General features: G+C 36.1%; 19 protein-coding genes and 1 other RNA gene. 3 read left to right on the forward strand and 17 right to left on the reverse strand.

What is annotated here, in order from left to right; all coding sequences use genetic code 11:
* Window positions 1-59: 59 nt before the first annotated feature.
* On the reverse strand, window positions 60-473 hold the full coding sequence (locus tag OZY43_RS04175; RefSeq protein ID WP_277163772.1) for a MarR family transcriptional regulator: 414 nt from the start codon (window positions 471-473) through the stop codon (window positions 60-62).
* Window positions 474-855: 382 nt separating this feature from the next.
* On the opposite strand from OZY43_RS04175, the gene OZY43_RS04180 reads away from it, so the two are divergent.
* Window positions 856-2,541, forward strand: coding sequence for an NFACT RNA binding domain-containing protein (locus tag OZY43_RS04180; protein WP_277163773.1), 1,686 nt, complete (start codon window positions 856-858; stop codon window positions 2,539-2,541).
* Between the two features lie 56 nt (window positions 2,542-2,597).
* Here the strand turns inward: OZY43_RS04180 and OZY43_RS04185 are convergent, their stop codons facing one another.
* From OZY43_RS04185 to OZY43_RS04235, 11 genes are all read right to left on the reverse strand, one after another.
* Complete coding sequence (locus tag OZY43_RS04185; RefSeq protein WP_277163774.1) at window positions 2,598-5,774, reverse strand: carbamoyl phosphate synthase large subunit; 3,177 nt, start codon at window positions 5,772-5,774, stop codon at window positions 2,598-2,600.
* A gap of 3 nt (window positions 5,775-5,777) precedes the next feature.
* A complete protein-coding gene (locus tag OZY43_RS04190; RefSeq protein ID WP_277163775.1) occupies window positions 5,778-6,833 on the reverse strand; it encodes a carbamoyl phosphate synthase small subunit in 1,056 nt (351 codons plus the stop codon).
* Between the two features lie 5 nt (window positions 6,834-6,838).
* Complete coding sequence (locus OZY43_RS04195) at window positions 6,839-7,747, reverse strand: RluA family pseudouridine synthase (RefSeq protein WP_277163776.1); 909 nt, start codon at window positions 7,745-7,747, stop codon at window positions 6,839-6,841.
* Window positions 7,740-8,204, reverse strand: a complete 465-nt coding sequence (gene lspA, locus OZY43_RS04200) for a signal peptidase II (RefSeq protein WP_277163777.1) — start codon at window positions 8,202-8,204, stop codon at window positions 7,740-7,742. The genes OZY43_RS04195 and lspA overlap by 8 nt, the downstream gene beginning before the upstream one ends.
* An 8-nt stretch (window positions 8,205-8,212) precedes the next feature.
* Window positions 8,213-9,889 carry a formate--tetrahydrofolate ligase gene (locus OZY43_RS04205; RefSeq protein ID WP_277163779.1) on the reverse strand — a complete coding sequence of 559 codons (1,677 nt, stop codon included), beginning with the start codon at window positions 9,887-9,889 and terminating at the stop codon, window positions 8,213-8,215.
* A gap of 198 nt (window positions 9,890-10,087) precedes the next feature.
* Window positions 10,088-10,426 (reverse strand): acyltransferase, encoded by a 339-nt coding sequence (locus OZY43_RS04210; RefSeq protein ID WP_277163780.1) that lies wholly within the window; start codon window positions 10,424-10,426, stop codon window positions 10,088-10,090.
* A gap of 15 nt (window positions 10,427-10,441) precedes the next feature.
* Entirely contained in the window at window positions 10,442-11,668 is a 1,227-nt protein-coding gene (locus OZY43_RS04215; RefSeq protein ID WP_277163781.1) for a metallophosphoesterase, read from the reverse strand.
* Complete coding sequence (locus tag OZY43_RS04220; protein ID WP_277163782.1) at window positions 11,665-12,789, reverse strand: class I SAM-dependent RNA methyltransferase; 1,125 nt, start codon at window positions 12,787-12,789, stop codon at window positions 11,665-11,667. The genes OZY43_RS04215 and OZY43_RS04220 overlap by 4 nt, the downstream gene beginning before the upstream one ends.
* 69 nt (window positions 12,790-12,858) lie before the next feature.
* Window positions 12,859-13,217, reverse strand: an RNA gene (gene rnpB / locus OZY43_RS04225) — RNase P RNA component class B.
* A 29-nt stretch (window positions 13,218-13,246) separates the two neighbouring features.
* Complete coding sequence (locus tag OZY43_RS04230; protein WP_277163783.1) at window positions 13,247-13,684, reverse strand: DivIVA domain-containing protein; 438 nt, start codon at window positions 13,682-13,684, stop codon at window positions 13,247-13,249.
* A 91-nt stretch (window positions 13,685-13,775) separates the two neighbouring features.
* Complete coding sequence (locus OZY43_RS04235) at window positions 13,776-14,345, reverse strand: DUF1273 domain-containing protein (protein ID WP_277163785.1); 570 nt, start codon at window positions 14,343-14,345, stop codon at window positions 13,776-13,778.
* A gap of 69 nt (window positions 14,346-14,414) precedes the next feature.
* Here OZY43_RS04235 and recU point away from each other — a divergent pair, with 69 nt between their 5' ends.
* Window positions 14,415-15,050 (forward strand): Holliday junction resolvase RecU, encoded by a 636-nt coding sequence (recU, locus tag OZY43_RS04240; protein ID WP_277163787.1) that lies wholly within the window; start codon window positions 14,415-14,417, stop codon window positions 15,048-15,050.
* Window positions 15,037-17,397 carry a transglycosylase domain-containing protein gene (locus tag OZY43_RS04245; RefSeq protein ID WP_277163788.1) on the forward strand — a complete coding sequence of 787 codons (2,361 nt, stop codon included), beginning with the start codon at window positions 15,037-15,039 and terminating at the stop codon, window positions 17,395-17,397. Before recU ends, OZY43_RS04245 begins: the two co-directional genes overlap by 14 nt.
* 46 nt (window positions 17,398-17,443) lie before the next feature.
* Here OZY43_RS04245 and nth read toward each other — a convergent pair whose 3' ends face one another.
* From nth to OZY43_RS04270, 5 genes are all read right to left on the reverse strand, one after another.
* Entirely contained in the window at window positions 17,444-18,067 is a 624-nt protein-coding gene (gene nth, locus OZY43_RS04250) for an endonuclease III (RefSeq protein WP_277163790.1), read from the reverse strand.
* Window positions 18,068-18,709: a DnaD domain protein gene (locus tag OZY43_RS04255; RefSeq protein ID WP_277163791.1), complete on the reverse strand. Its 642-nt coding sequence runs from the start codon at window positions 18,707-18,709 to the stop codon at window positions 18,068-18,070. It abuts the gene before it with no gap.
* 73 nt (window positions 18,710-18,782) lie between these two features.
* Window positions 18,783-20,081: an asparagine--tRNA ligase gene (gene asnS, locus OZY43_RS04260; protein ID WP_277163793.1), complete on the reverse strand. Its 1,299-nt coding sequence runs from the start codon at window positions 20,079-20,081 to the stop codon at window positions 18,783-18,785.
* Between the two features lie 66 nt (window positions 20,082-20,147).
* On the reverse strand, window positions 20,148-20,627 hold the full coding sequence (locus OZY43_RS04265) for a hypothetical protein (RefSeq protein ID WP_277166353.1): 480 nt from the start codon (window positions 20,625-20,627) through the stop codon (window positions 20,148-20,150).
* Entirely contained in the window at window positions 20,620-23,406 is a 2,787-nt protein-coding gene (locus OZY43_RS04270) for a helicase C-terminal domain-containing protein (protein ID WP_277163794.1), read from the reverse strand. The genes OZY43_RS04265 and OZY43_RS04270 overlap by 8 nt, the downstream gene beginning before the upstream one ends.
* Between the last annotated feature and the right edge of the window lies 1 nt (window position 23,407).

Raw genomic sequence — 23,407 nt, forward strand, 5'->3', positions numbered from 1 at the left:
CTTATTAATATGTATGATACAAAGAAATTATAGCATATAACCACCGGCAGCGACTACTGTTATAGCGAATTTGCTTCTGTTACTGCTTGAATTAATTTAGTAATTAGTTTGGTTAAAGTTTGACGTTCATTTTCAGAGAGGTTCTTGAATAATTCTTGCTCAATTGCCTGCAGAGTTTGCTTTAATTCTGTAACTTTTTTAAGCCCGTTATCGTTTAAATTAACTATTTTACTAGAATCATTTTCAGATCGGATAATTGCCAGATAACCCAAAGTCTTAGGCTGCTTCAATTGCCTGCTTAAAGTAGAAAGAGAAATTTTTAATTTAACAGCTAAATTCCCCATCTTCATTGCTTTGTTACTATTTTTATCAAAATATAGTAAAATCCTAGTTTGTGATAAATTCAAACCGCAGCGATGACTAATTTCTTTTTTTATTTTTCCTGAAATTGTACTAAAAGATAAAATATCCATTTAACTAACCCTTTCTCCTCAAAGAACAAAACCAAAATTACTTTTGCTAAAATGACAGTTCATCAACAATAATATCGTAGATAAGACTTTAAATTCAAGTAGTAATTACCTTTTATTGGCCGTGAAACATTTTCTATTAATTATAACTAATTTGTAATTATCTGAGATTACCTATTATCTTAACCTTATATATAAAATCTGATATCAGCAGTTAATATATATTACTAGTATAACATTTTCAAAGCTCGTTTGCTTTGCTTAAGTAAAATAGTGCATATATTATACTTAGTACTGTATTTTCAGCATAGCGGGATTATTTCTAGTCTTATACTTATTGGCAAATAATTGGTATAATAGACTTCGTATTTTGAGGTGATATTTAATGGCATTTGATGGCTTATTCATTCATAGTTTGTTAAAAAGCGTGACTCCTGCTTTAATTGGTGGACGTTTATCTAAGATTTACCAGCCTTTTAGTCAAGATTTAATTTTGACATTTCGTAAAGAACGCAAAAATCAACAATTGTTGCTTTCTGCTAATGCACAGTATCCAAGATTTTATTTAACTAAGCAGGCAATTAGTAATCCTGCTCAGGCTCCAACTTTTGTAATGGTTTTACGTAAATATTTAGAAGGATCTGTCTTGCAGTCAATTGATCAAGTTGGTGTTGACCGAATTGTTAATTTTCATTTTAGTAACCGTAATGAGCTTGGTGATCAAGTTAAGTTAGTCTTATCAGTTGAATTAATGGGTCGACATAGTAATGTGATCTTGTATGATCAAACTAGTGGACATATTATTGATTTGCTTAAACGAATTAATCCTGATGAAAATCGTGCCCGAATTTTACTGCCGAAAGCAAAGTATGAACTGCCACCGCTTAATCCCGGAATCGATGGTTTTAAACTCTCTGAACAAGATTTTAAGAAGTTAAGTGTACTTACACCAGTTGATTTTTCACGTAAAATTGGCGGTCTTGATCGTGATGATCGTGATGAATTGATTGGTTATTTGGAAGATGATTATTCATATTCATCGTTTATGACTTTTATTGAGCAATTTAATAAATCAAGAGCGTTTGTTCTAAAAACTCCTAATAACAAACGTAAGATTTTTCCTTACCTACCCTATCATTTGGAATTAGTTAAAGAAAGTTCAGATCCAGATCTAAATCATGCACTTGTTGAGTTTTATCAATATCAGGCTAATCGTGATTGGGTTAAGCAAAAGGCAACTCATGTTGAACAAATTGTGAAAAATGAGCAGAAAAAATTAAGTAGAAAAATTATCAAATTGCACAAGCAATTAGATCAGGCAGAAAATTCGGAAGGCTATCGGATTCGGGGAGAAATTCTGAATGCCAATTTAGCGCAAGTTAAACCGGGAATGACTAGGATTGCTTTACCAAATTATTATGACAATAATCATCCGATCGAGATTAAGCTAGATGCAGCATTATCTCCTGCCCGCAACGGTCAAAAATATTTTACCCGATATAAAAAATTACGCGATTCAATTAAGCACGTTAAAGAGCAGATAAAAATTGCTCAAGATAATTTGGACTACTTTGATTCAATACAAACAGCTATTGATAATGCTGAACCGCAAGATATTGATCAGATTACCGATGAGCTTACTAACCAAGGTTATATTCGCCGACAACAAAAACAAAAGCGGCGGAAGAAAATTACTGAACATAACTTAAATAAGTTTCGCTTATCTTCCGGAAAAACAGTTTTAGTTGGTAAAAATAATTATCAAAATGATTGGTTAACGTTAAAAAAGGCTAATAAGACGGATTTATGGCTACATGTTAAAAACATTCCTGGCTCACATGTTATTTTGCAGGATAAAGAACCAACTGATGAAGATATTGCAGAAGCAGCTGAAATTGCAGCGTATTTTTCAAAGGCAAAAAATTCTGCTCATGTTCAGGTTGATTATGTTCAAGATAAACGAGTTAAAAAGCCTAATGGTGCTAAACCCGGATTTGTAATTTATACGGGACAAAACTCAATTGAAGTAACGCCAGAAAAACAGCGAGTTTTAAGTAAAAGAATTAATTAAAAAGGAGGATGCAATTGCATCCTCCTTTTGTGTAGTTTATGTAGTAATTTATAAAATCAAATTGGTTGTGTTGTTAATGACAATGACTCAAGTACATGTAAAATTAATCCTGCCGTTTCAATACTAGAAAAGACGGGAATATGAGTATTTAAGGCCGCGTCCCTAATTCTAATTGCATCTTCACTTGCTGTATCAGACAAATTAGTAATATTAATAACCATCATAATTTTATGTTGCCGAATTTTATCAATTAAATTGTTAGGATCAGTGTGGACTTTGGTTACAATTTCGGTAGTAATTCCTGCTTCCGCAAAAGCATTAGCAGTCCCTTCTGTTGCCACAATTTTAAATCCTAGCCGGTAAAATCCTTGGGCCAGTTCGGTAACGCGCTTTTTATCTTCATCACGAACAGAAATAAAAATAGTACCAAAACTAGGAATATGAAGCCCACTGGCCTCATATCCTTTATAGAGTGCCTTAGCCAGCTCTGTATCCCGGCCCATTACTGAGCCAGAAGATTTCATTTTCGAATCAAAGGTATTGCCACTATTGTAATTAATGTAAGAAAATACAGGCATTTTAACGTGGATAAAATTACTTGAATGCCATAATCCTTGCTTACAATCTAAGTCAGCAATAGTTTGTCCAATTAAAACCGCGGTTGCGCATGCAGTAATATCCTTACCTAAAGATTGAGATAAAAAAGCAACATTATGCCCTGCATATGGTTTAATCTGCAAAAGATAGATATTTTTCTCAACAATCAAGAAGTGCAACGTAAAAATTCCACGCATCTTAAGTCGCTTAACTAATTCTATGGCATATTCGGTTAAGCGCTTTCTACCTGTTTTAGACAGATTTTGTGGTCTAAAAACTGCAATTGAATCAGAGGCATGTGACCCGGTTTGTTCTAAATGTTCAATAATTCCCGGAATGGTTACATCTTGACCATCAGAAATAGCTGTCAATTCATACTTATTACCTTCAATGAAGTGCGATAAAGTAGCCTTAGAAAGTTGTGTTTCTGTTAAATATTTTTGTAATGCTGGCATATCATAAACAATAGCCGATTTTTCTTTAATTCCTTGATTGTTAAACCCACCAATGAGAATAGGAAAACCGTGCTCTTGAATGAAGCTGAGTCCCTCTTTTTTAGTGGTCGTAGTTAATAATGGGTTTTGCTTTAGTGACTTTAATGGAACAGCCAAAATTTGTTTGATTTTGTCGATCGGATTTTCACTATTATTGCCAAGAATATTTAACCCACTTTTGACTAATTTATCGCCTAACGCGTTGATCTTTTTGCCTGAAAATTGTAATAGAACATTTTGAATATTTTCTTTATGCGCAATGTTCACAATGTTTTCGACAGTAATAGGGTCAAAATAAACACGATCAGCATCTTGATAACTGGTTGCAACTGACTCATCATTATTTGATACAAGTACAGTTGCATAATTATTATTATGTAAAGTTTTTATTGCATGACTGATCATGTAGTCAAATTCACTTGTAACTGAAACCTGTGATGGCAACATACCAATGATTAATACTTTTTTAGCAGCAACCAAAGGCTTAACTTCATTCTGGACACCAAAAGAGCTGTAATAAGCATGTACTTGAGGTTGATAAATCCCAGCAGACCCATCAATTTGCAAATAAGCTGGTGTTAACTGCATCTTTTTAAGGCGCGTTTGGACAGCTGTTAAGTTGCTGCCTGTAATTGCTGCAATTAATTCATTATTAAAGCCACACTTTTTAGCTTCCAGCAATAATTGTTCGTCAAGACCATTTTTTTGTAATTGCTGACCAAGTTTAACGATATTTTGCAATTTTTGAAAATAAACGGGATGTAAGTGAATTAATTCTTGTAATTTGGCATAATCAACTCCTTGTGCAATTGCAGCAAGAAGTCTAATCAGATGGAGTTCATCTGTTTTAAGTAAGTCTGCTAGAATTTCCGCTTGCGTTTTTTCTTGTTCATCAGCAAAGACTTGGAGCGCTAAATTTAGGTTGATCGTTGATGATAAACCCTTTAAAAAGGCAGTTTCAAAATTACGTCCAATGCCAATTGCTTCACCACTAGCTTGCATTCTTTTTCCTAAAAAATAATGATTGGTACCGGCCTGTGTTAAAGACCAATATGGCATTCTAATTGCCACCTTGTCCTGCACAGGTTCAATTGCAGCGTTTAGTCCAGACATTGGGTCGATTACTTCATTTAAGCGGTAACCAATCGCAATTTTGCAGACCAAATAACCCACGCTAATCAGGCCGATTTGCTGCGACCATAATGCACTGCGTGTCAACCTCGGTTTAATTGTCAAAATTTTAACTGCCAATCGCGTACCTGTACGTTTGACTGCAAAGTGAATATTTAAGATGCCAATCATGTTTAGACTAGCCGCAATTTTTTGTGCAATCTGTCGTAACTGCTGAATTTGATCATTATTTAAGGTTAAAGCTGGAATTATTGCTGCTGAATCCCCAGAATTAATTGCCACTGGTTCAAGAGAATCAGCAAAATCTGTAAAAAGAACATTACCAGTATTGTCGCGAATAACATTAACAATTATTTCTTCCCATGAGGAAAGATCTTCAGTTAGACGATAATGTTTATAAGAAAAATCCTCTGCCTGACGTTCCTTTTTTAAATAATCTACTAACTCGCTACTTGTAGAAAAAATAATTTGTTTATTAGGTAAGTACTGCTCGTTTTTAACAAGTAATATTGGAAAATTGACTTTATTATCTAACTCTGCTTTAAAATTAGTTGCTGCAAAATCGGTTAATCGCCAATTATGGTTGACTTCAATTCCGTTATGCTTCAAAAAAGTTACCATTTTTTGATGTGAATCAATCATTAAAGTCTGCTCATTTAGAGTAAGTAGTTTAATTCCCATCTGTGCCAAAATACCGTCTTTAACTAATTCACGCGTGACCTTCAATCCCATTGTCGAACCATAAGCAGAAATAATTGCATCAGGTTCTTCCATGCGAATAATTCTTTTTAGAAAATCTAAGGTCATTGGTTCCAAATAAACTGTAACGCCGGGCTGCTTATCAGTTGAAATTGTTGCTGGATTGGGATTAACCAAAACAACATGGATATCTTCTTCTAATAGCGCCTTAATTGCGTCAGCAGTCAACAAATCAGTTTCAGCAACACTACCAACAAGCGTTGGTCCCGAACCAATAATTAAAATCTTGTCTAAATCATTTTCTAATGGCATTTTTTACCCCATCATCTGTACAAAATCATCAAAGATTGTGAGTGCATCAAGACTTCCAGGTGCTCCTTCAGCGTTAAAAGCTGTACCAATTATTTGTGCTTGCGTATTACAAAATCCGGCTAATAGATCACTATGTAAGTCAAAGTATTCCCGGTCCATTTTCATTTGAATTCCATCTGGCAGAACTAATTGCTTAATGTTCATGGCCACTTGCCAAATATGATTAGAATTTTGTTCAATTACAGGATAATTGGTCCCATTGAATTCTTCAGGCAAGTCTACTAATTCAAAGTTAAGATATTCGCTCAGGATTAAGAAGCCTAACCCAATTCCCCAAATTGGATATTTGCCATAAAAATGGTCAAAAATTGGCGTTACTGCTGGTTTAAGTTCAGCAGCTTTTCCCGGTCCTCCCGAAATAATAATGCCATCTGGACGTAGATTTTCAATATCCGTTGTAGAAGCATTGTACGGCAAAACTGTTGCATTGATTTTTCGCAGCGACAATTCTCGTAACATGGAATGCTTGAGACCGAGATCTAAAACGGCGGCGGTTTTACCAACATTTGGTGCTGCATAAGCATTCTTGGTAGAAACTACAGCTGACTTGTTTTTGGGCAAAACTAACGCCTTAATTTGATCAAAAGCATGTTCGTCATTAGTATCCATAATTGAGGCTTTAATTATTTTTTCAGTCGTTAACAGGTGAACTAAGGCTCGTGTATCAACATTAAAAATTGCTGGAATATTCTTTTCTTTTAAGAACGAATTAAGGTCTTGAAAATTTTCACTATCAGAGATATTGCTGGCAAGATCATTGGCAATAATTCCTTTAACTGTAGGAGTAATACTTTCATAGTCAATGGCATTTATGCCGTTGCTGCCGATCATTGGCGTCGTAAAAACAAGGATTTTGCCAGCGTTAGTTGGATCTGTTAAAGCTTCTTGATAACCAAAATTACTTGTTTGAATTGCTAATTCACCGGTAGAAATAATGGTTGCGCCAAAGCCTTCACCTACAAATGAATTACCATCTTCAAGAATTAAATATCGTTTCATTTATTTCACTTAGTTTCTCTTAATTCTGCCAGACGATCATTAAAGATTTGTGGTGGTTTTACTTGAAATTCAAGCCATTTACCACTAGTTGGCTGAGCGAACCCTAAAACTTGCGCATGCAAAAATTGTCCGTGTCCTTTTAAAGTATGATGTGGCCCATATAGTGGATCTCCCGCTACCGGATGGCCAATATATGCTAAATGAACCCGAATTTGGTGTGTTCGTCCTGTTTCAAGCTGGCAACAAATTAAACTGTAATTTTTAAACTGTTCTAAAACTGTAAAATGAGTTATCGCATTTTTACCATTTTCAATGACGGCCATTTTTTTACGATTGTAATGATTACGACCAATTGGAGCATCAATCACACCAGAATCTTCGCTAAAATTACCATGAACGATTGCTAAATATTGACGCTTATTTGTTTTACGTGCTAATTGCCCTTCTAAACTTTCACGCGCATGCGCATTTTTGGCAATCATTAATAAGCCGGATGTATCCTTATCAATACGATGAACAATTCCGGGACGAAAGCCCTCAGGACTAGCTGCTAAATCTTTAGTATGATACAGCAGTGCATTAACTAGAGTATGATCTGGATGACCTGCTGCGGGATGAACAACCATTCCTTGCGGCTTATTAACCACAATAACATCATTGTCTTCATAAATAATATCCAATGGGATATTCTCTGGCGTTACTGCCAATGGCTTGAGTGCGGGAACTGTAACTTGAATTTGGTCACCTGCTTGCACCTGATAAGATACTTTTTCAGACTTATTATTAACCAAAATATGTTTGTCTTGAATTAGTTCTTTGATTCGCGTCCGGGATAAATCAGTAATCTTGCTGGTAATAAACTTATCAAGTCGTTCATGATCGGTTGTAACCTCAAGCTGATAATTTTTAGTCATTCTTTTTACCACTTTCATCAAAAAATAGAAGGTAGATAAAAATCAAAATAATCCCCACTGTGATTGCAGAATCAGCAATGTTAAAGATATTAAAATGAATGAAGTCCACCTGTAACATGTCAATAACGTACTTTAAATGAATGCGATCAAGTAAGTTACCGCAAATTCCACCCAAAACAAGGGCAAGTCCCCAGTCAAAGAGACGATTTTTGTACTTAGGCTTGAACAAATAAAATAAGCAGACAGCAATTGCAATAATACTAATTAAATAAAACAGCCACATTTGTCCTGTCAAAATGTTCCAAGCCGCACCATTATTTTGGACGTAATTAAACGATAAAATACGAGGAATAATATTATGGACTTCACCAATAGCATAGTTACTGCTAATAAATGATTTGAGACTTTGGTCTGCCAAGACAACTACTAAAGAAATAATTAAATATAAAAATTGCATAAATAAATTTAGAATAACCCGCTAATTTTACCATTGTTGTCAACATCAATATCCAGTGCAGCGGGATGCTTAGGTAATCCGGGCATATCTAGAACATGTCCCGTAGTGATTACGATAAACCCGGCACCATTTCTTAAACTTGCACCCTTAACGTGCAAAGTAAAGTTAGTTGGTGCACCCAATAATTTTTGATTATCGGTAAATGAATACTGTGTTTTAGCAATAATAACTGGTAATTTATCCTTTCCCATCTTTTTTAATTTTTGGATGTCCTGCTCGGCTTTATCATTATATTCAACATTGGTTGCATGATAAATATTTTGAGCAACTTTAGCGATCTTAGTCTTCACGTCATCGCTATCTTGATAAGTCGGCGTTAGGTTAGCTGTTTTTGTGTTAGCCAAATCGACAACAGCTTGAGCGGCTGCAATTCCTCCACGTGATCCTTGTTCATGATAATCTACAACCTTAGCTGTAATTCCTTGTTCCGCAACCAATTGCTGCAAGAGATCAAGTTCTGCTGGCGAATCACTAGCAAAATGGTTAATCAGTACGATTACAGGTATGCCATAATTACGCATGTTGTTCATATGCCGTTCTAAATTTTTAAAACCGCTGCGTAAAGCAGACAGATTTTCGTCATTTAAATTAACAGTTGAACCTTCAGCTTGATACTTTAAAGCGCGCACGGTTGCAACAACAACACTAACATCTGGTTTTTTATCAAGATGATTGGCAACAAAATCCATAAATTTTTGGCCGCCAAGGTCACTACCAAATCCAGCTTCAGTTAAAGTATAATCACTCAAATGCAAGGCTAAGTTAGTAGCCATGACCGAATTAGCTCCGTGAGCAATATTAGCAAAAGGCCCCCCATGAACAAGAGCCGGTGTGTGTTCAATTGTTTGTACTAAATTAGGCTTTAGAGCATTAGCAAGTAATGCAGCGATTGCTCCTTGAAAGCCTAACTCTTTGACATAAACTGGGTGTTCAGTTGTTGTATAACCAACCAGCATATTACCGATGCGCTTTTTCAAGTCGTCAATATCAGTTGCCAGACATAAAATAGCCATTAATTCATTAGCAACAGTAATTGCAAAGCTTGACTTATGCTCAATACCGTTAAATTTAGAGCCTTGACCAACTGTTATCTGCCGCAGACTCCGATCATTAACATCAAGCCCACGCTTGAGCACAATCTTTTCAGGATCAAGCTGCAATTCATTTCCTTGATAAATATAATTGTCAACAAGAGCAGCTAAAGTGTCAATTGCTGCAGTTAGAGCATGCATGTCACCTGTAAAGTGAAGATTAATGTCTTCCATGGGAATAATTTGTGCTTTACCACCACCGGTTGCACCGCCTTTAAGACCAAAAACAGGTCCCATTGAAGGCTCACGCAACGCAATCATTGTTTTTTGGTGGAGCTGATTATTAAGTGCATCGCCAAGACCAATGGTCATTGTTGATTTTCCTTCACCAGCTGGAGTTGGTGAAATTGATGTTACTAAGATTAATTTCCCTAGATGATGATTACTGCGCGCACGTTTAATAGCTGACCACTTAATCTTAGCTTTATCATTGCCATAAGGTTCAATATCTGTCGTGCTTAAGCCAACTTTAGCGGCAATTTCATTAATTGGTAAAATTTTTGCTTCCTGAGCAATTTGAATATCTGTTTTCAATCGGCATACTTCCTTTTGTAAAATATAATTTTAAGTTGTCATTTTTATTACTTGCCGTTTCATTTTAGAATTTAGGTCCCACCTTTTGCTATAAATCAAATCTCATTATAGCAAATTTTTAGCAATAATTTTCTAATTGACTGCAATCTTAATAAAGAAAAAGCAAGTGGATTAAAATCCACTTGCCGTGATGATTAATTAATAATTTTTGGTAATACGCAGTAAATAATATTTTTCTAACTCAGTAATCTTAATTTCATAAATACAAAGGTAATGCCATTGCCAAATCATTTGTGGTGCAAAACTAATATTCACTTTTGCTTTAAAGGGCAACTTAAATGCACCGCTGTCCCAATATGAAGTCAAAAACGTATAAATTACTAACAATAAGAACAAGCTAGCGATACAAATAGCTGGCCAATTAATTGTCTTAGTACCTTCATAAGCAAAAATTAAACTAAGAAAAAGAACAACAAATAGCCAACTAAAATAGGTAATACCTGCTCTACCTAAAACGATAAAATGTTTTTTAGCCATTAAATGTAATCCTTTCTAATAATTAACACTAGTCGTAAGATTACTATGATCTGATGTATCATACAAAGTTGCTAAATATTTACTAAACTTGGGATGTTCAGCTACTAATGTCTGATACTCTGGTGAATTATAGAGTTGCAAAAGTTTTTGTTTTTCAATGTGATTATGACCAGTAAAATAATTATAATTCATATCAAGAAATAGCTGATTAATTTTCTTAGTTAGTGATTGCTTACTTGTCGCTTGATCCTTATGCTGAGAGTTACCGGTGAGGTTACGTAACTGAATTTGTTTTAAATATTCATGAAAATGCATCAAAATTTGATTATTTTGCTCATCTGTTGAAATATATGGCCGCATATCAAATACTTGCCGCTTGTAGCTTACACTAGCAGCTGATAATTGAACTACGCCATAAGCTTGATCATATGAACAAAAACTGGAAGTAACAATTTCAATTGTTGGTATTGTGTCAACAGGACCAATAATATTTTGGGCATGAATATGACCAGAAAATGCCAGCTTAATATCATATTCTTGGCATAATTGTCGCAAAATCGGGGCATTATTTAAAACAAAGCCCCGATTAACAGCCGAATTATGAGCGTACAAATTATGATGCATAAACAACAACGGTCGTAAATGGTGTTGTTGCGCATAAACCAATTGCTTTTTTAACCATTTAACTTGTGCCGCGCTAATTTGCCCTTCAGTTGCTGGGGTATGGAAACTTTCGTGATTGTGATAAATATTAGAATCAAGCAGAAGCAATAGATATTGCGGATTAAGCTGCACACTATACGCTAACGAACTAGGATCCTGATTCAGACTACAATTATACGAAGTTTGAAACAAATCATGCCACTTTTGCGGACTAATTTGTTTAGTTAGATATTGTTTGTTACCGATAAATTTTCGCGCCCAACCATCATAAATGTCATGATTACCGGGTAGAACCAGTAATTTAGTTTCAGTTAAATCGCTAAAAATTTCATTAAATTTAACTGCTGAAATCAACTCACCGTTAAAAGTAACGTCGCCAGTAACAATAATTGCAGCAGGCTTTTTTTCATTAGCCATTTTGCAGAAAGCCCGTAATGCTGTTTCTTGATAAAAAAGATCCTTGCCCTGACTTGTATTTTGCATCCGTATAAAAGCTGCACCATCGTCATGAAGGCTGTCAGCAATTAAATGAGTGTCAGTAATTATCCAAATCTCTGGATTTAACTTAGGTGTAATCATTTTTTATTTGCCCAATATTGATAAAAGTCAACCCGTAAATTACCGTTAAATAACTTACGTTTCTTAGTTGAACGTTTACCAAAACATTTTTCAAAATTCGGATCACCAACTAAGTAATATTGACTAAAGCTATCATATTTGCGGAAAACGTCACCCATTTGCTTGTATAAGTCTTCAGCGGATTCGCGGTCTTTCAAACGTTTACCATAAGGTGGATTAGCAATGATAATACCGTTTTCTAAATCCGTTGAAAAATCCTTAACTGCTACTTGCTTGAAAGTGATATCCTGCAAGACGCCAGCATTATGCGCATTTAACTTAGCAATTTCTAAAATTGATTGGTCAATGTCACTAGCCCAAATTGGCTGCTCAAGTGGTTTGACTTGGGTTTTAGCTTCTGCTACAGCCGCTTCATGTAAATTGGCATCAAACCAATCAAAGCCATCAAAGGCAAACTTCCGCCAAGTACCTGGTGCAATGTTTTTAGCAATTAATGCCGCTTCAATTGCTAGTGTTCCTGATCCTGTCATCGGATCAATTAACGGATGAGTACCATCATAAGGGGTTAATTTGATTAAACTAGCCGCAAAATTTTCCTTTAAAGGTGCGCCCCCGTGTTCAATCCGATAACCACGCTTAAAGAGACTAGCACCAGTTGTATCTAGTGACACGCGTGCCGTATCCTTATAAATATGGATGTCTAACGGATATTCATGACCACTTTCTGGTAAAAATCCGCGGCGGTGGTATTGATCAGACATTTTGTTGACAATGGCCTTTTTGACAATTGACTGAATACCCGGTTCAGAATGCAATTTCGATCTAACAGAGCGGCCTTGTACTGGAAATTTGGCATCAATTGGTAATAGTTCAGCCCAATCAAAATCGTAGACTTGATTATAAAGGGTATCAAAATCCGGTGCTTTAAATTCTTTTAGTAAAATTTTGACCCGATCAGCTGTCCGCAGCCACAGATTAGTTTTTACGATATCTGATTGGTCACCTTTAAAGAAAACACGGCCATTTTCAGTTTGCGTGTCATAACCTAAAGATTGTAATTCCTTAGCAACTACGCTTTCAAAACCAGCACCCATTGTTGTGTAAAGTTGATATTGTTTCATAATTAACTCTTTTCATTTCTTAAAAAAAGCGTTGAGCTCTTTGAAAAGCTCAACGCTGCCAGTGCAAATTTTTATAAGCCACGTTCTGTTCCAGTAATTTTGGCAAAATCACCTTCAGCAGCCATCTATCTTTACTATTAAAGTAATCCAACCTTTAGTTCAATTTCTTAGGTTGAGACGCCCCCACCAAATTTGGGTTGCACACTCGCAGGGTTTACCTCGTTCCACCAGTAGTGTTTCCACTGCTGCTTCGTCACTGTGGCACTTTTCAGGATAGTTATGCATATCAAACGACTTAGCACTTTTTCCGCCGTAATTAAAAATTCTTCAGCTTATTGGGCTAAATACGAGCACTACAAGCATCGCAGCTTGTGCGTGCGTGGACTTTCCTCAGCTTGATCTTAGTCAAACCGCGACTGCTCAAAATTCACACTAAAAAAGATTATACCAAAATAATTTACTTTTGTAACCCATAAACTCGCTGTTCCAAATTATAGACTTTGCGTTCTAGCGATGAAATCCGCTGAATAATCGCCATATTAGTTGAACTTTCAGCGTCAGGTTCACTAGCAAAATCCGTAAAATCATGGGTTCTACTGCTGCTTGGCGTATAAGTGCGAATAGTATCTTGATCTTGCTGATTTTGCGTAGGTGCTACCTCAATTTTAGCAGTATTACTTGCTGCTTTCTTTTTTTGATCAGAAATTAATTCGCCTTGTAATTTACCTAATTGACCGTACAAGTCTTCAATAATTTGCTCGAATGTGTCATAATCAGCAATTACTTTGTCTAAAAATGCGTCGACTTCATCAGGATCAATACCTTTAACTTTGGTTCTAAACTGTTTTTTTAAAATATCCTGTGTGGATAATTGAATATCATTTAAATCTGCCATTATGATGACAACTCCTTTATCATACACCTTCATTTTAGCAAAAATAACGCGCTCTTAAAACCAAAATTACAACTTTAGGGAAAGTTTAAAATTATTCAGAAAATTTATTTTCAGTCATATTTTCTTGATACTCTGTTGCGGCATCTTGTAAATCATAAAAATCAATTAATTCTAGCGGATAATCCTTGGTTTCTTGATATTTTTTAATTAAATTATAGTCAAACTTGGGTTTACCCGGATTTTCTGAATCGTAAATCATTAATGCCTTATCTGTATGTAGCAGCATAAAATTTTGATAATTACGCAGTTGCACTGGACTTTGATAAGGCTGATTTGAAGTTGAAGCAAAAAAATCAGCTTGTTCTTTCATATTAAGGAAGCGATCTTGATTAGCTTCATTCCAGCGCTTAGCAAATCCTTCGTAGGGAGTAATGATTGATACGTGTAGCGGATAAGTATTACGCAATTCTATTGCGACCTCACTTGCCCACTGTTCAACGCCTAGATTAGCACCGGTAATTACCCAATCAAGCTGCCCATCTTCTAACTGTGCTGTCATCCGCTTTTTAAGAACTAGTTTAATAATTTTAATTTTCGGGTCTTTATTGCCAAAAGTATTCAATTCATAATTACGATATCCAGTAATCCATAATCGTTGCATAGTGAAATAGGTGGCTCCTTATTCAAAAATTTTTCCTTTATTGCTATAATGCTAGCAGGAGTGAGATTGATGGTCAAATATCCAAGCGGTAGTTTAGCTGCATTTCGTAAATCAACCGAGGAATCTAAAATTCGTAAAAATTTTCATCATCAAAAGAATGTTAATTTTTCTGGACGTGGGATGACTCTTGAACAAATGATTAACGAGTCAAATAAATATTATCGCTTAAAAGAAATTGCGGTTGTTCACAAGAAGCCAACCCCAATTCAAATTGTTAAAGTTGATTATCCTAAACGTTCAAGGGCTGTTATTCGTGAAGCATATTTTCGCCAAGAGTCCACAACGGATTATAATGGTGTATATCGAGGTTATTATCTAGACTTTGAGGCCAAAGAAACGAAGAACAAAACTAACTTTCCCTTAAAGAATTTTCATGAACACCAAATAGTTCATTTAGCGGAATGCTTAAAGCAAAAAGGTATTTGCTTTACGATTATTGGCTTTACAAGTTTGAAGCGGTATTTTGTTACCCCGGCTAGTTTTATCATTAAAGCATGGTGGACCAAGGATAAAAGTTCAGTGACTTTACCCGAGGTGGAAAAATGGTCAGTTGAAATAAAGAGTGGCTTTCAGCCAACTTTACCTTATTTAATTGCAGTTGATTGTTTTATTGCAGATAGGAAAATGAATAATGACAAACAGTAATTATAATTCAAATAATCAGCACCAATCGCGTAAGGAGTATCGACAAAAGCAACCAAAACCTTTATGGCGGCGAATTATTAAGTGGTGCTTTTTAACCGCATTTTTATTAGTGGTTTTTGGTATCGGTCTTTTTGCTTATTATGCCAAAAGCGCACCTAATATCAGTCAAACCCAGCTTGAAAGCGGCGGTTCGTCGGGACTATATACAACTAGTGGTAAATTTTTATTATCATTAGGTTCAGAAAAGCGTCTCTATGTTAAAGACAGTCCCAAGATGCAATTATTAAAAGACGCGATTGTTTCAGTTGAAGATAAACGTTTTTATAAGGATAAGTTGGGAATTGATCCAATTAGAATTGTGGGTTCTATGTTGACTAATGCTCAAAGCAAGAGTATCGCGGCTGGTGGTTCAACCATTACTCAGCAGCTTGTCAAATTGACCGTTTTTTCAACGGATGCTTCGCAACGGACATTAAGGCGAAAAGCTCAAGAAGCATGGCTGGCAATGAAAGTACAACGCGAATATTCTCATGACCAGATTCTTGAATTTTATATTAATAAGGTTTACATGAATTATGGCAATTATGGTATGGGCACAGCAGCGAATTACTATTATGGTAAGAATATTGGGCAACTGGATTTAGCTCAAACAGCACTTCTGGCCGGGATGCCTAATCGACCAACTGCTTATAACCCTTATCTGTACCCTAAGCTTGCTAAATATCGGCGAAATTTAGTATTACGGGCAATGCTTGATAATCATAAAATTACCCGCCAACAATATAATGATGCTCACCGCGAAAGCATTAAAAAAGGATTGAAGCATCATAGTCAAAAGGAACAATCAAACTTGCGTAAGATTGATGATCCTTATATCAAAGAAGCAATTGCTGAAGTTCAGGCTAAAGGCTTCGATCCTTATCGCGATAATCTTAAAATCACGGTTAACATTAATCAAAAAGCCCAGAACCAACTATATAAATTAGCTAATAACGGTCAAGTGCCATTTACTAGTGATCAAATGCAAATCGGAGCAACCGTTGTTGATCCTAGCAGCGGTCACGTGATTGCAATTATTGGCGGCCGGCACTTACCTTCTTCCGTTCAGCTCGGCCTTGATCGTGCTGTTCAAACTAGCCGCTCAACTGGATCATCAATTAAGCCAGTACTTGATTACGGCCCCGCTATTCAATATCTTAATTGGTCAACTGCCAAAATGCTTGATGATAGTAAATATTATTATCCCGGAACTAACGTTCAACTATATGATTGGGACAACAAGTATGACGGAATGATGACAATGCGCCATGCATTGGAGCAATCACGGAATGTTCCAGCAGTTAAAACACTAAAGGAAGTTGGTGTACCACGAGCTGCTAAATTTGCTCGGCGGTTGGGCATTAATGTGCCAACTAATTCTGGCCTATCGGTTGCTATTGGGGCTAATGCATCTAGTATGCAAATGGCTGGTGCTTTTAGTGCTTTTGCTACATTGGGTGTGTATCATAAACCACAGTTTGTTTCGAAAATTGAGACACCTGATGGTTTAACAAGAAATTACGATTCAGCCGGTGTTCGGGTTATGAGTAAGTCAACAGCCTACATGATTACGGATATGCTTAAGGGTGTTATCAAGAATGGGTCTGGTACTAGTGCTAAAATTCCTGGTTTGCATCAAGCTGGCAAAACTGGTTCAGTTAAGTATTCTGAACAAGATTTAGCTCGCTATCCTGCTTATGCAGCAACACCTAAAGATTCTTGGTTTGTTGGCTATACCCCTAGTTATGTAATGGGCGTATGGACAGGATATGATAACTTAAAAGATGGGACCGTTTCTGGTATTGGTCAACAGTCAGCCCAACTAATCTATAAGAGCATGATGTCTTATTTAATGCAGAACAAAGCAAATATTGATTGGCAAAAACCAGATTCAGTAATTCGTGCTAAAATTGCTAAGAATTCTAATCCACCAGAAGTTTCGGCAACTGGACAATGGCAATTATTTGTTCGTGGTCATGCTCCAGCAGGTATTGTCGATGATAGTAGTGATTATGATGAAGACGACGAACAAGCTGATACTAATAGTTCTAGCTCAACAACTAATACGCAGCAAAATCATGCAATTAGTCGGCGCCGTACACAAAACGGTTCCTCTGCTCAATCAACTCAGGGGCAACATAATTCCAATACTAATCATAATACTGATGACCATCATACTAGTCAGTCGCAAGAAAACCAAAGCCAACAGCAACATGGTACAAATAATCAGACTGGTAATGAAACTAATCATAATCAAAATAATTCTCCAGTTACTGCACCTAATCAGCAGCATAATAATGGTCATTAATTCTAAAAAAAGCGCTTGGCTATTTTAGCCAGCGCTTTTTTTGTATTTATTTTAGATATGTATAAGGATCTTCTTTATCGCGAGCAGTCATTGAATAACGTCCGAATAAAATCATGGCATGATGCGTATGGATCCATTCATCCGCTGGCAAAATTTCTTCAAGTCGCTTTTCAATTTCAAGTGGTTTAGCATCTTGCGGTACAATGTGGAAGCGCTTGGAAATTCGCGAAACATGGGTGTCAACCGCGATTGCCGGCACACCAAAGCCATCAGCTAAAACGACATTAGCAGTTTTAACGCCAACACCTGGCAAAGTAACCAGAGTTTTCTTATCCTCGGGAATTTGACAATGATATTTGTCTACTAGTATTTTTGCAGTTGCTTTAAGATGTTTAGCCTTGGAATGATATAAGCCAATTTTAGAAATATGGTCTTCAATTTCGGCAATTGTGGCCTGAGAAAGTTCAATCGGTGTCGGATAATCTCTGATAAATTCAGGCATTACGCGATTAACCATCTTATCAGTTGTTTGGGCGCTCATTAATACAGCACACAGCAAGTGAAAATTATTGTCCCAGATAAGCTCACTCTTGGCATCTGGATACATTTGGTTAATCTTTCTGAGTACTTTACGTGCTTCTGCAGTAGTTAATAATTTCTCTTCTGTCATTTACCGGTTCCTTTGTAAAAATTTTTGCACTTGAGCAACTGTCTTTAAGTTATTTCTTTGCCAATTAAGTAAGATACGATCAACATATTTTAGGCTGTATGCTTGCGCTAAAACAGCTTCACGTAAAGCTAATTTAATAATCTTGGGATCATAATGATCAACACTAAGCCAAGCAGAAATTTCTTCACGCTCAATCGGACTCAAATAGCGCCCAAATTCAATTTCAAATTGTCGTGTTAGTGCATTAACCGGATTATTATCTAGACTATCGCTGATTTTAGTAGTTAGGGTTGATTTATCCTGTACTACAATATTTTGTGCTAAAAAATCATCTAACTTTTGATATAATGCAGCAAGATTATAATAATTTCCAATACGCCCTTGCTGATCGGTTAATTGATCAATAGTCAAGCAGCCCTGATCAATTAAACTTTGAATTAAATTAGCAATATCACTGGTTGACAAGTTAGTGTTAGCAGCAATTTGTTCGTTAGTTGGAAAATTTTCACCCTTTTGGGAAAATGCTTCCAACTGAATAATTAAAATTAATTCTGCATCACTAATTTTGAGTTGTGGATAGTAAGCGATTAAACCATTTTGTAATGTTGTAAAACCTAATTTACGAAAAGTATTATAATGCAAATTAAATTCGCTCCTTTAAAAAAGTTGAACTAAAAATTTAGTTCAACTTTTTAATTATATTTTATTTATAATTTTACGGCTCAATACGGTTAATCATTCTTGGGAATGGAATTGCTTCACGAACATGGTCTAGCTTACAGATCCATGCAATTACTCGTTCGAAGCCCATACCAAAGCCTGAGTGTGGCACACTACCATACTTACGCAAGTCAAGGTACCAACTGTAATCAGCTTCGTTTAAGCCAGCTTCAGCAATTTGCTTCTTTAAAATTTCATAATCACTTTCACGCTCTGAGCCACCCATGATTTCACCATAACCTTCAGGTGCCAAAACATCAGCACAAAGGTATTCCTTAGGATTATCTGGATTCTTCTTCATGTAAAATGGCTTAATTGCAGTTGGATAGTTAACGATGAAGAATGGGCGGTCAAATTTTTCAGAAATATAAGCCTCATCAGGTGCACCAAAGTCGTCACCCCACTTGAAATCACGGCCACCTTCCTGCAATAGTTTAACAGCATCATCATAAGATAGACGCTGGTAATTACCTTGAGCAGCTGGTTCCAGCTTTTTAGGATCACGGCCAAGAAGTTCTAATTCATATTGGCAGTTAGCTAAAACTTGCTCAACAACGTAAGTCAAAAATCTTTCTTGAATATCGAGTGATTCATCTTGGTGCATCCAAGCCATTTCTGGCTCCATCATCCAAAATTCAGTTAAATGACGGCGCGTCTTAGATTCTTCGGCTCTAAAGGTAGGACCGAAGGTAAAAATCTTACCAAATGCTTCGGCACCAACTTCGCCATATAATTGTCCTGATTGTGATAGATATGCGTCACCGCCAAAATATTCGGTATGGAATAATTCTGTCGTCCCTTCAGGTGCTGAATGCATAAAAATAGGCGCGTCAAATTTAACAAAGCCTTCGTTTTCAAAAAAGTCAACGGTTGCCTTGAAAATAACGTTTCTAATACGCATAATTGCGAATGGTCGTCTACTTCTTAACCATAAATGACGGTGGTCAAGCAAAAAGTCGATTCCATGTTCTTTATTGGCAATTGGATAACCTTCGGTGTTAGTAACAACTTTTAAATCTGAAATTTGAATTTCATAACCAAAGTGTGACCGTTCATCTTGATGAACAGTTCCTTTAATATAAAAGCTAGCTTCTTGATGCAGCGATTTTGCTGTTTCAAAAACCTCATCAGATACATCATTTTTTCGGATAACTCCTTGGAAAAATGCGGTACCATCACGTAATTGCAGGAAAACAATCTTTCCACTTGAACGTTTGTCTGTCAGCCAAACATGCATTTCGACTTCTTCGTCGACATGTTTGGAACAATCTCTAATTGAAATTAATTCTGTCATAAATCCCTAATTCACTTTCCTTATTATATCAAGTTAATCATACCAAAGTTTTGCCATTTACGCGACTTAACCTACTAAATTTCCATTTTTAAATTCATATAATTTGTAATTATAACTGCCAGAGGAATTTTTAGCTGTAACTTCCCAAACGGCACGTCCCCGGTACCAGCCAAGGTTAACTTGACTAATTTTGCCAGTAGCTCCCTGAGCCTTAAACTTACTTCTAATGGCAGCTTCACTAACACCCTTTTTAGTGGGAAATAAATAGCCCTTTTTAGATCCAGGCAAATAGATAAAGTAATAGCTGCCTTTCTTGCCGCTGCCCTTAAGGGAATAGCTGTTAATTCCGCGGTCAAGATGGTAATAGGTTTGTACGCGTGTAATCGGCGTCTTCTCTGTTGCAATTCGGCTTACTTCCTGCATTTCACCTTGAGCAGGTTTACCAGCCTTATAAAAAATAACAACTGTTAAACAATATGCCAATATGATAACTACTATTAGCCAAATTATAAATTTGATCGTTTGTCTTGTATCGTCTTTAATCATCATTAGCCAACTTCTTTTGTAGCTCCTTTAAATTAACCTTTTTGGTTTTAACTGGAATGGCATTTAAAAATACTTTACCATACTCACGCTGCCAAATTCGTGAATCTAAAATCACAAACTGGCCATGATCCTCTTCACCACGAATTAAGCGTCCCATGCCTTGACGAAAACGAATAACTGCGCGCGGTAAAGTATCACTCTTGAAAACATTAATGCCTTCATCATGCAGCTTCTTCTGTCTTAATTTAACTTCAGGCTGATCAGGTGATTCAAATGGCAATTTTGCAACAATAACTAGGTCAATGCCACACTGATGAAAGTCGATGCCTTCCCAGAAGCTATCAGCTCCTAAAATAATTGCTTGTTTGGCAATGGCGAATCTTTTAGCAATTCGATTATTAGAACCCGTTACTCCCTGAGCCAAAATTTCAAAATCACGTAAATGCGGACAATTTAAAATTGTCCCAAAAACATCGCGAATCTGTTCTAAATTAGTCATCAGCACGAGTACATGTTTTTTATTACTTAAATCGTTAGTTAGAATATTGGTTAATTGCTTATTATAGTCACTATTAGCAAAATCAGGCATATCTTTAACTGATAAAACTTCAAGGTGTCTAGCCATGTTAAAGGTACTTTTACCAATGTATTCTTGTGGTGCTAAATCTGCTAATGCCAATTGCTTAATCGCAAAGGCAAAACCATCTGCAGTAGTCAAAGTTGCACTGACAAATAATAGATGGTCAAACCGAGCATAAATTTGTTTTAGCTCATTATCGGCATTGAGCATTAGCCAACTTAAGTTAGCACTAAGCGGATCCTGGGGGTTAGTTAAAGTAACAATAAACCCCTCTTGTTCAAGTGCCTTTTGCTCATGTAGTAAATCAGACAATTGGTAACTTTTTTCAATATAAAAATCAAGCCGATCTAATTGAGCGTTTAATTCACTCAATAGAGCATCCCGATCCCCACTAGAATCATCAGTTTCTTTGTATAGTTTAAACAAAATTTGGTTAAGGCCTTGACGTAATTTCTCTAATTTTCGCTGAAAGCCACCAAGCTTTTTTTGAAATACTCCCTTAGCTGGGAACAGATCAGTGCCCTGAAAACTTAACAGTAAGTTGCCATTAGCTAATAAATTCTTGTTAAGTGCCTGATCTTTTTTCTCATAAAGTAGTTGCTGCAGGGAATTCATTATGTGAATGAAGTCGGTAATCTGTGGGTCAAGCTGTTCAAGTAGAAAATTAAGCTGTACATCACTTGTATACTGATTAATAACACTGTCTTCAGCATAATATAGTAAGTTGCGTAAATGACTGAGTACGCCCCATAATGATTCAAATTGAAAAGAATCATTGCGTGAAGTAATAACATTATCTGTAAATCGATGAGCTTCATCAATTACTAAGTAAGGATTTTGTCCCCAAATTGAATCATTGTAATGATTAGCCAAATAGGCATGGTTAGTTACAAGAATGTCGGCTTGCTCCTGTCTTTGCCGTGCAAAATTCCAAAAGTCAACACTAGCAAAATTACTGCCAACTCGTGCATCCCCCGGATGAGTTACCTGCGTAAATAACGGTGCCCGATAATTAGTTAACTGCAATTCGTCAAGGTCACCAGTTTTGGTTTCTGTCAGCCAAACTAAAATACGCATTTGTAAAATTAAAGTCGGCTTATTGGTCGTTCCTTGATACAAACTTTGATAAAAACCATCTAGATCTAGATAATGACTACTTGATTTAACCACTTCAGCAGTCAAGTCCAGCTTAGTTACAGCTAACATTTGTGGAATTTCTTGGCTAATTATTTGATTTTGCAATATCTTAGTTGGTGTTGCCACCACTAACTTACGACTAGAATACAAATGGTAAGCATAACTAAAAAGATAGGAAAATGTTTTTCCTGTACCGTTGGGCGCTTCAACTAGAAGTGCTCGCTCTTTAGGACTTACTATAAATTTATTAAGTTGATTAATTAAATTTACTTGTGGTTGCCGGTAATTAATTTTACCCTTAAACAATTTCCGTTTAACGTCATTATTAACAGGAAATTCTGCTTTAGCTTGTTTCTTATCGGTTCCGACCATATGACGCTGCTTTTGTAAGACAATATTACGGACTTGCATCCGATCTTTACTCAGTGGTCGTTTCTGCTGGCGTGCATTTTCTGCAATTGTCGTAAAAATCCAAGACGTATCGCGAATTAATCCGTGAGCTAATGAACTTAACGTATTTAACGTCGCCTGAGGCAGTTTTTCTAGTTTATGAATAATTTTAATTAGCAAAATTGCCGTTCCATAAGCATCAGAATCTGCTTTATGCGGATTTAAATGTTTAATTTCCAATTGTGTTGTCAAGTCACTTAACTTATATGATGGCAGTGTTGGAAAAGCAATTTTAGCCAATTCCACCGTATCAATTGCACGATTAGGCAGTTCTGTGAAGCCATGTTGCACTAATTCGTAATTTAAAAACGGCAAATCAAAATTAACATTATGCGCGACAAAAATTGTGTTGTGCAATATTTTTTGAATTTTAGGAGCGTAATAAGCAAAGTCTTTTTGATCAGCGACATCCTGATCGTGAATATGAGTTAGATTCTGAACTGCCAGAGGAATCTCACGGTGAGGATTAATCATGAATGAATAAGTCTTAACAACTTTCATCTTTTTAATAATGGCACAGCCAAATTGGATAATGTGATTATCATCTTCTCTTTGAGTACCAGTTGTTTCAAGATCGACTACCGCAAAGGTATCTTTAGCAAATGAAGTCATA

Origin of the sequence: Lactobacillus sp. ESL0785 (genome assembly GCF_029395455.1) — a bacterium.
Classification (GTDB): domain Bacteria; phylum Bacillota; class Bacilli; order Lactobacillales; family Lactobacillaceae; genus Lactobacillus.

Bases quoted from the DNA above. Each gene is read 5' to 3' on its own strand.
- OZY43_RS04215 (WP_277163781.1), bottom strand. From the start codon at position 11,668: ATGATTACACCTAAGTTAAATCCAGAGATTTGGATAATTACTGACACT.
- lspA (WP_277163777.1), bottom strand. From the start codon at position 8,204: ATGCAATTTTTATATTTAATTATTTCTTTAGTAGTTGTCTTGGCAGAC.
- OZY43_RS04210 (WP_277163780.1), bottom strand. From the start codon at position 10,426: ATGGCTAAAAAACATTTTATCGTTTTAGGTAGAGCAGGTATTACCTAT.
- OZY43_RS04190 (WP_277163775.1), bottom strand. From the start codon at position 6,833: ATGAAACGATATTTAATTCTTGAAGATGGTAATTCATTTGTAGGTGAA.
- OZY43_RS04270 (WP_277163794.1), bottom strand. From the start codon at position 23,406: ATGACTTCATTTGCTAAAGATACCTTTGCGGTAGTCGATCTTGAAACA.
- OZY43_RS04185 (WP_277163774.1), bottom strand. From the start codon at position 5,774: ATGCCATTAGAAAATGATTTAGACAAGATTTTAATTATTGGTTCGGGA.
- OZY43_RS04235 (WP_277163785.1), bottom strand. From the start codon at position 14,345: ATGCAACGATTATGGATTACTGGATATCGTAATTATGAATTGAATACT.
- OZY43_RS04245 (WP_277163788.1), top strand. From the start codon at position 15,037: ATGACAAACAGTAATTATAATTCAAATAATCAGCACCAATCGCGTAAG.
- asnS (WP_277163793.1), bottom strand. From the start codon at position 20,081: ATGACAGAATTAATTTCAATTAGAGATTGTTCCAAACATGTCGACGAA.
- OZY43_RS04175 (WP_277163772.1), bottom strand. From the start codon at position 473: ATGGATATTTTATCTTTTAGTACAATTTCAGGAAAAATAAAAAAAGAA.
- nth (WP_277163790.1), bottom strand. From the start codon at position 18,067: ATGACAGAAGAGAAATTATTAACTACTGCAGAAGCACGTAAAGTACTC.
- OZY43_RS04230 (WP_277163783.1), bottom strand. From the start codon at position 13,684: ATGGCAGATTTAAATGATATTCAATTATCCACACAGGATATTTTAAAA.
- recU (WP_277163787.1), top strand. From the start codon at position 14,415: ATGGTCAAATATCCAAGCGGTAGTTTAGCTGCATTTCGTAAATCAACC.
- OZY43_RS04180 (WP_277163773.1), top strand. From the start codon at position 856: ATGGCATTTGATGGCTTATTCATTCATAGTTTGTTAAAAAGCGTGACT.
- OZY43_RS04220 (WP_277163782.1), bottom strand. From the start codon at position 12,789: ATGAAACAATATCAACTTTACACAACAATGGGTGCTGGTTTTGAAAGC.
- OZY43_RS04195 (WP_277163776.1), bottom strand. From the start codon at position 7,747: ATGACTAAAAATTATCAGCTTGAGGTTACAACCGATCATGAACGACTT.
- OZY43_RS04265 (WP_277166353.1), bottom strand. From the start codon at position 20,627: ATGATTAAAGACGATACAAGACAAACGATCAAATTTATAATTTGGCTA.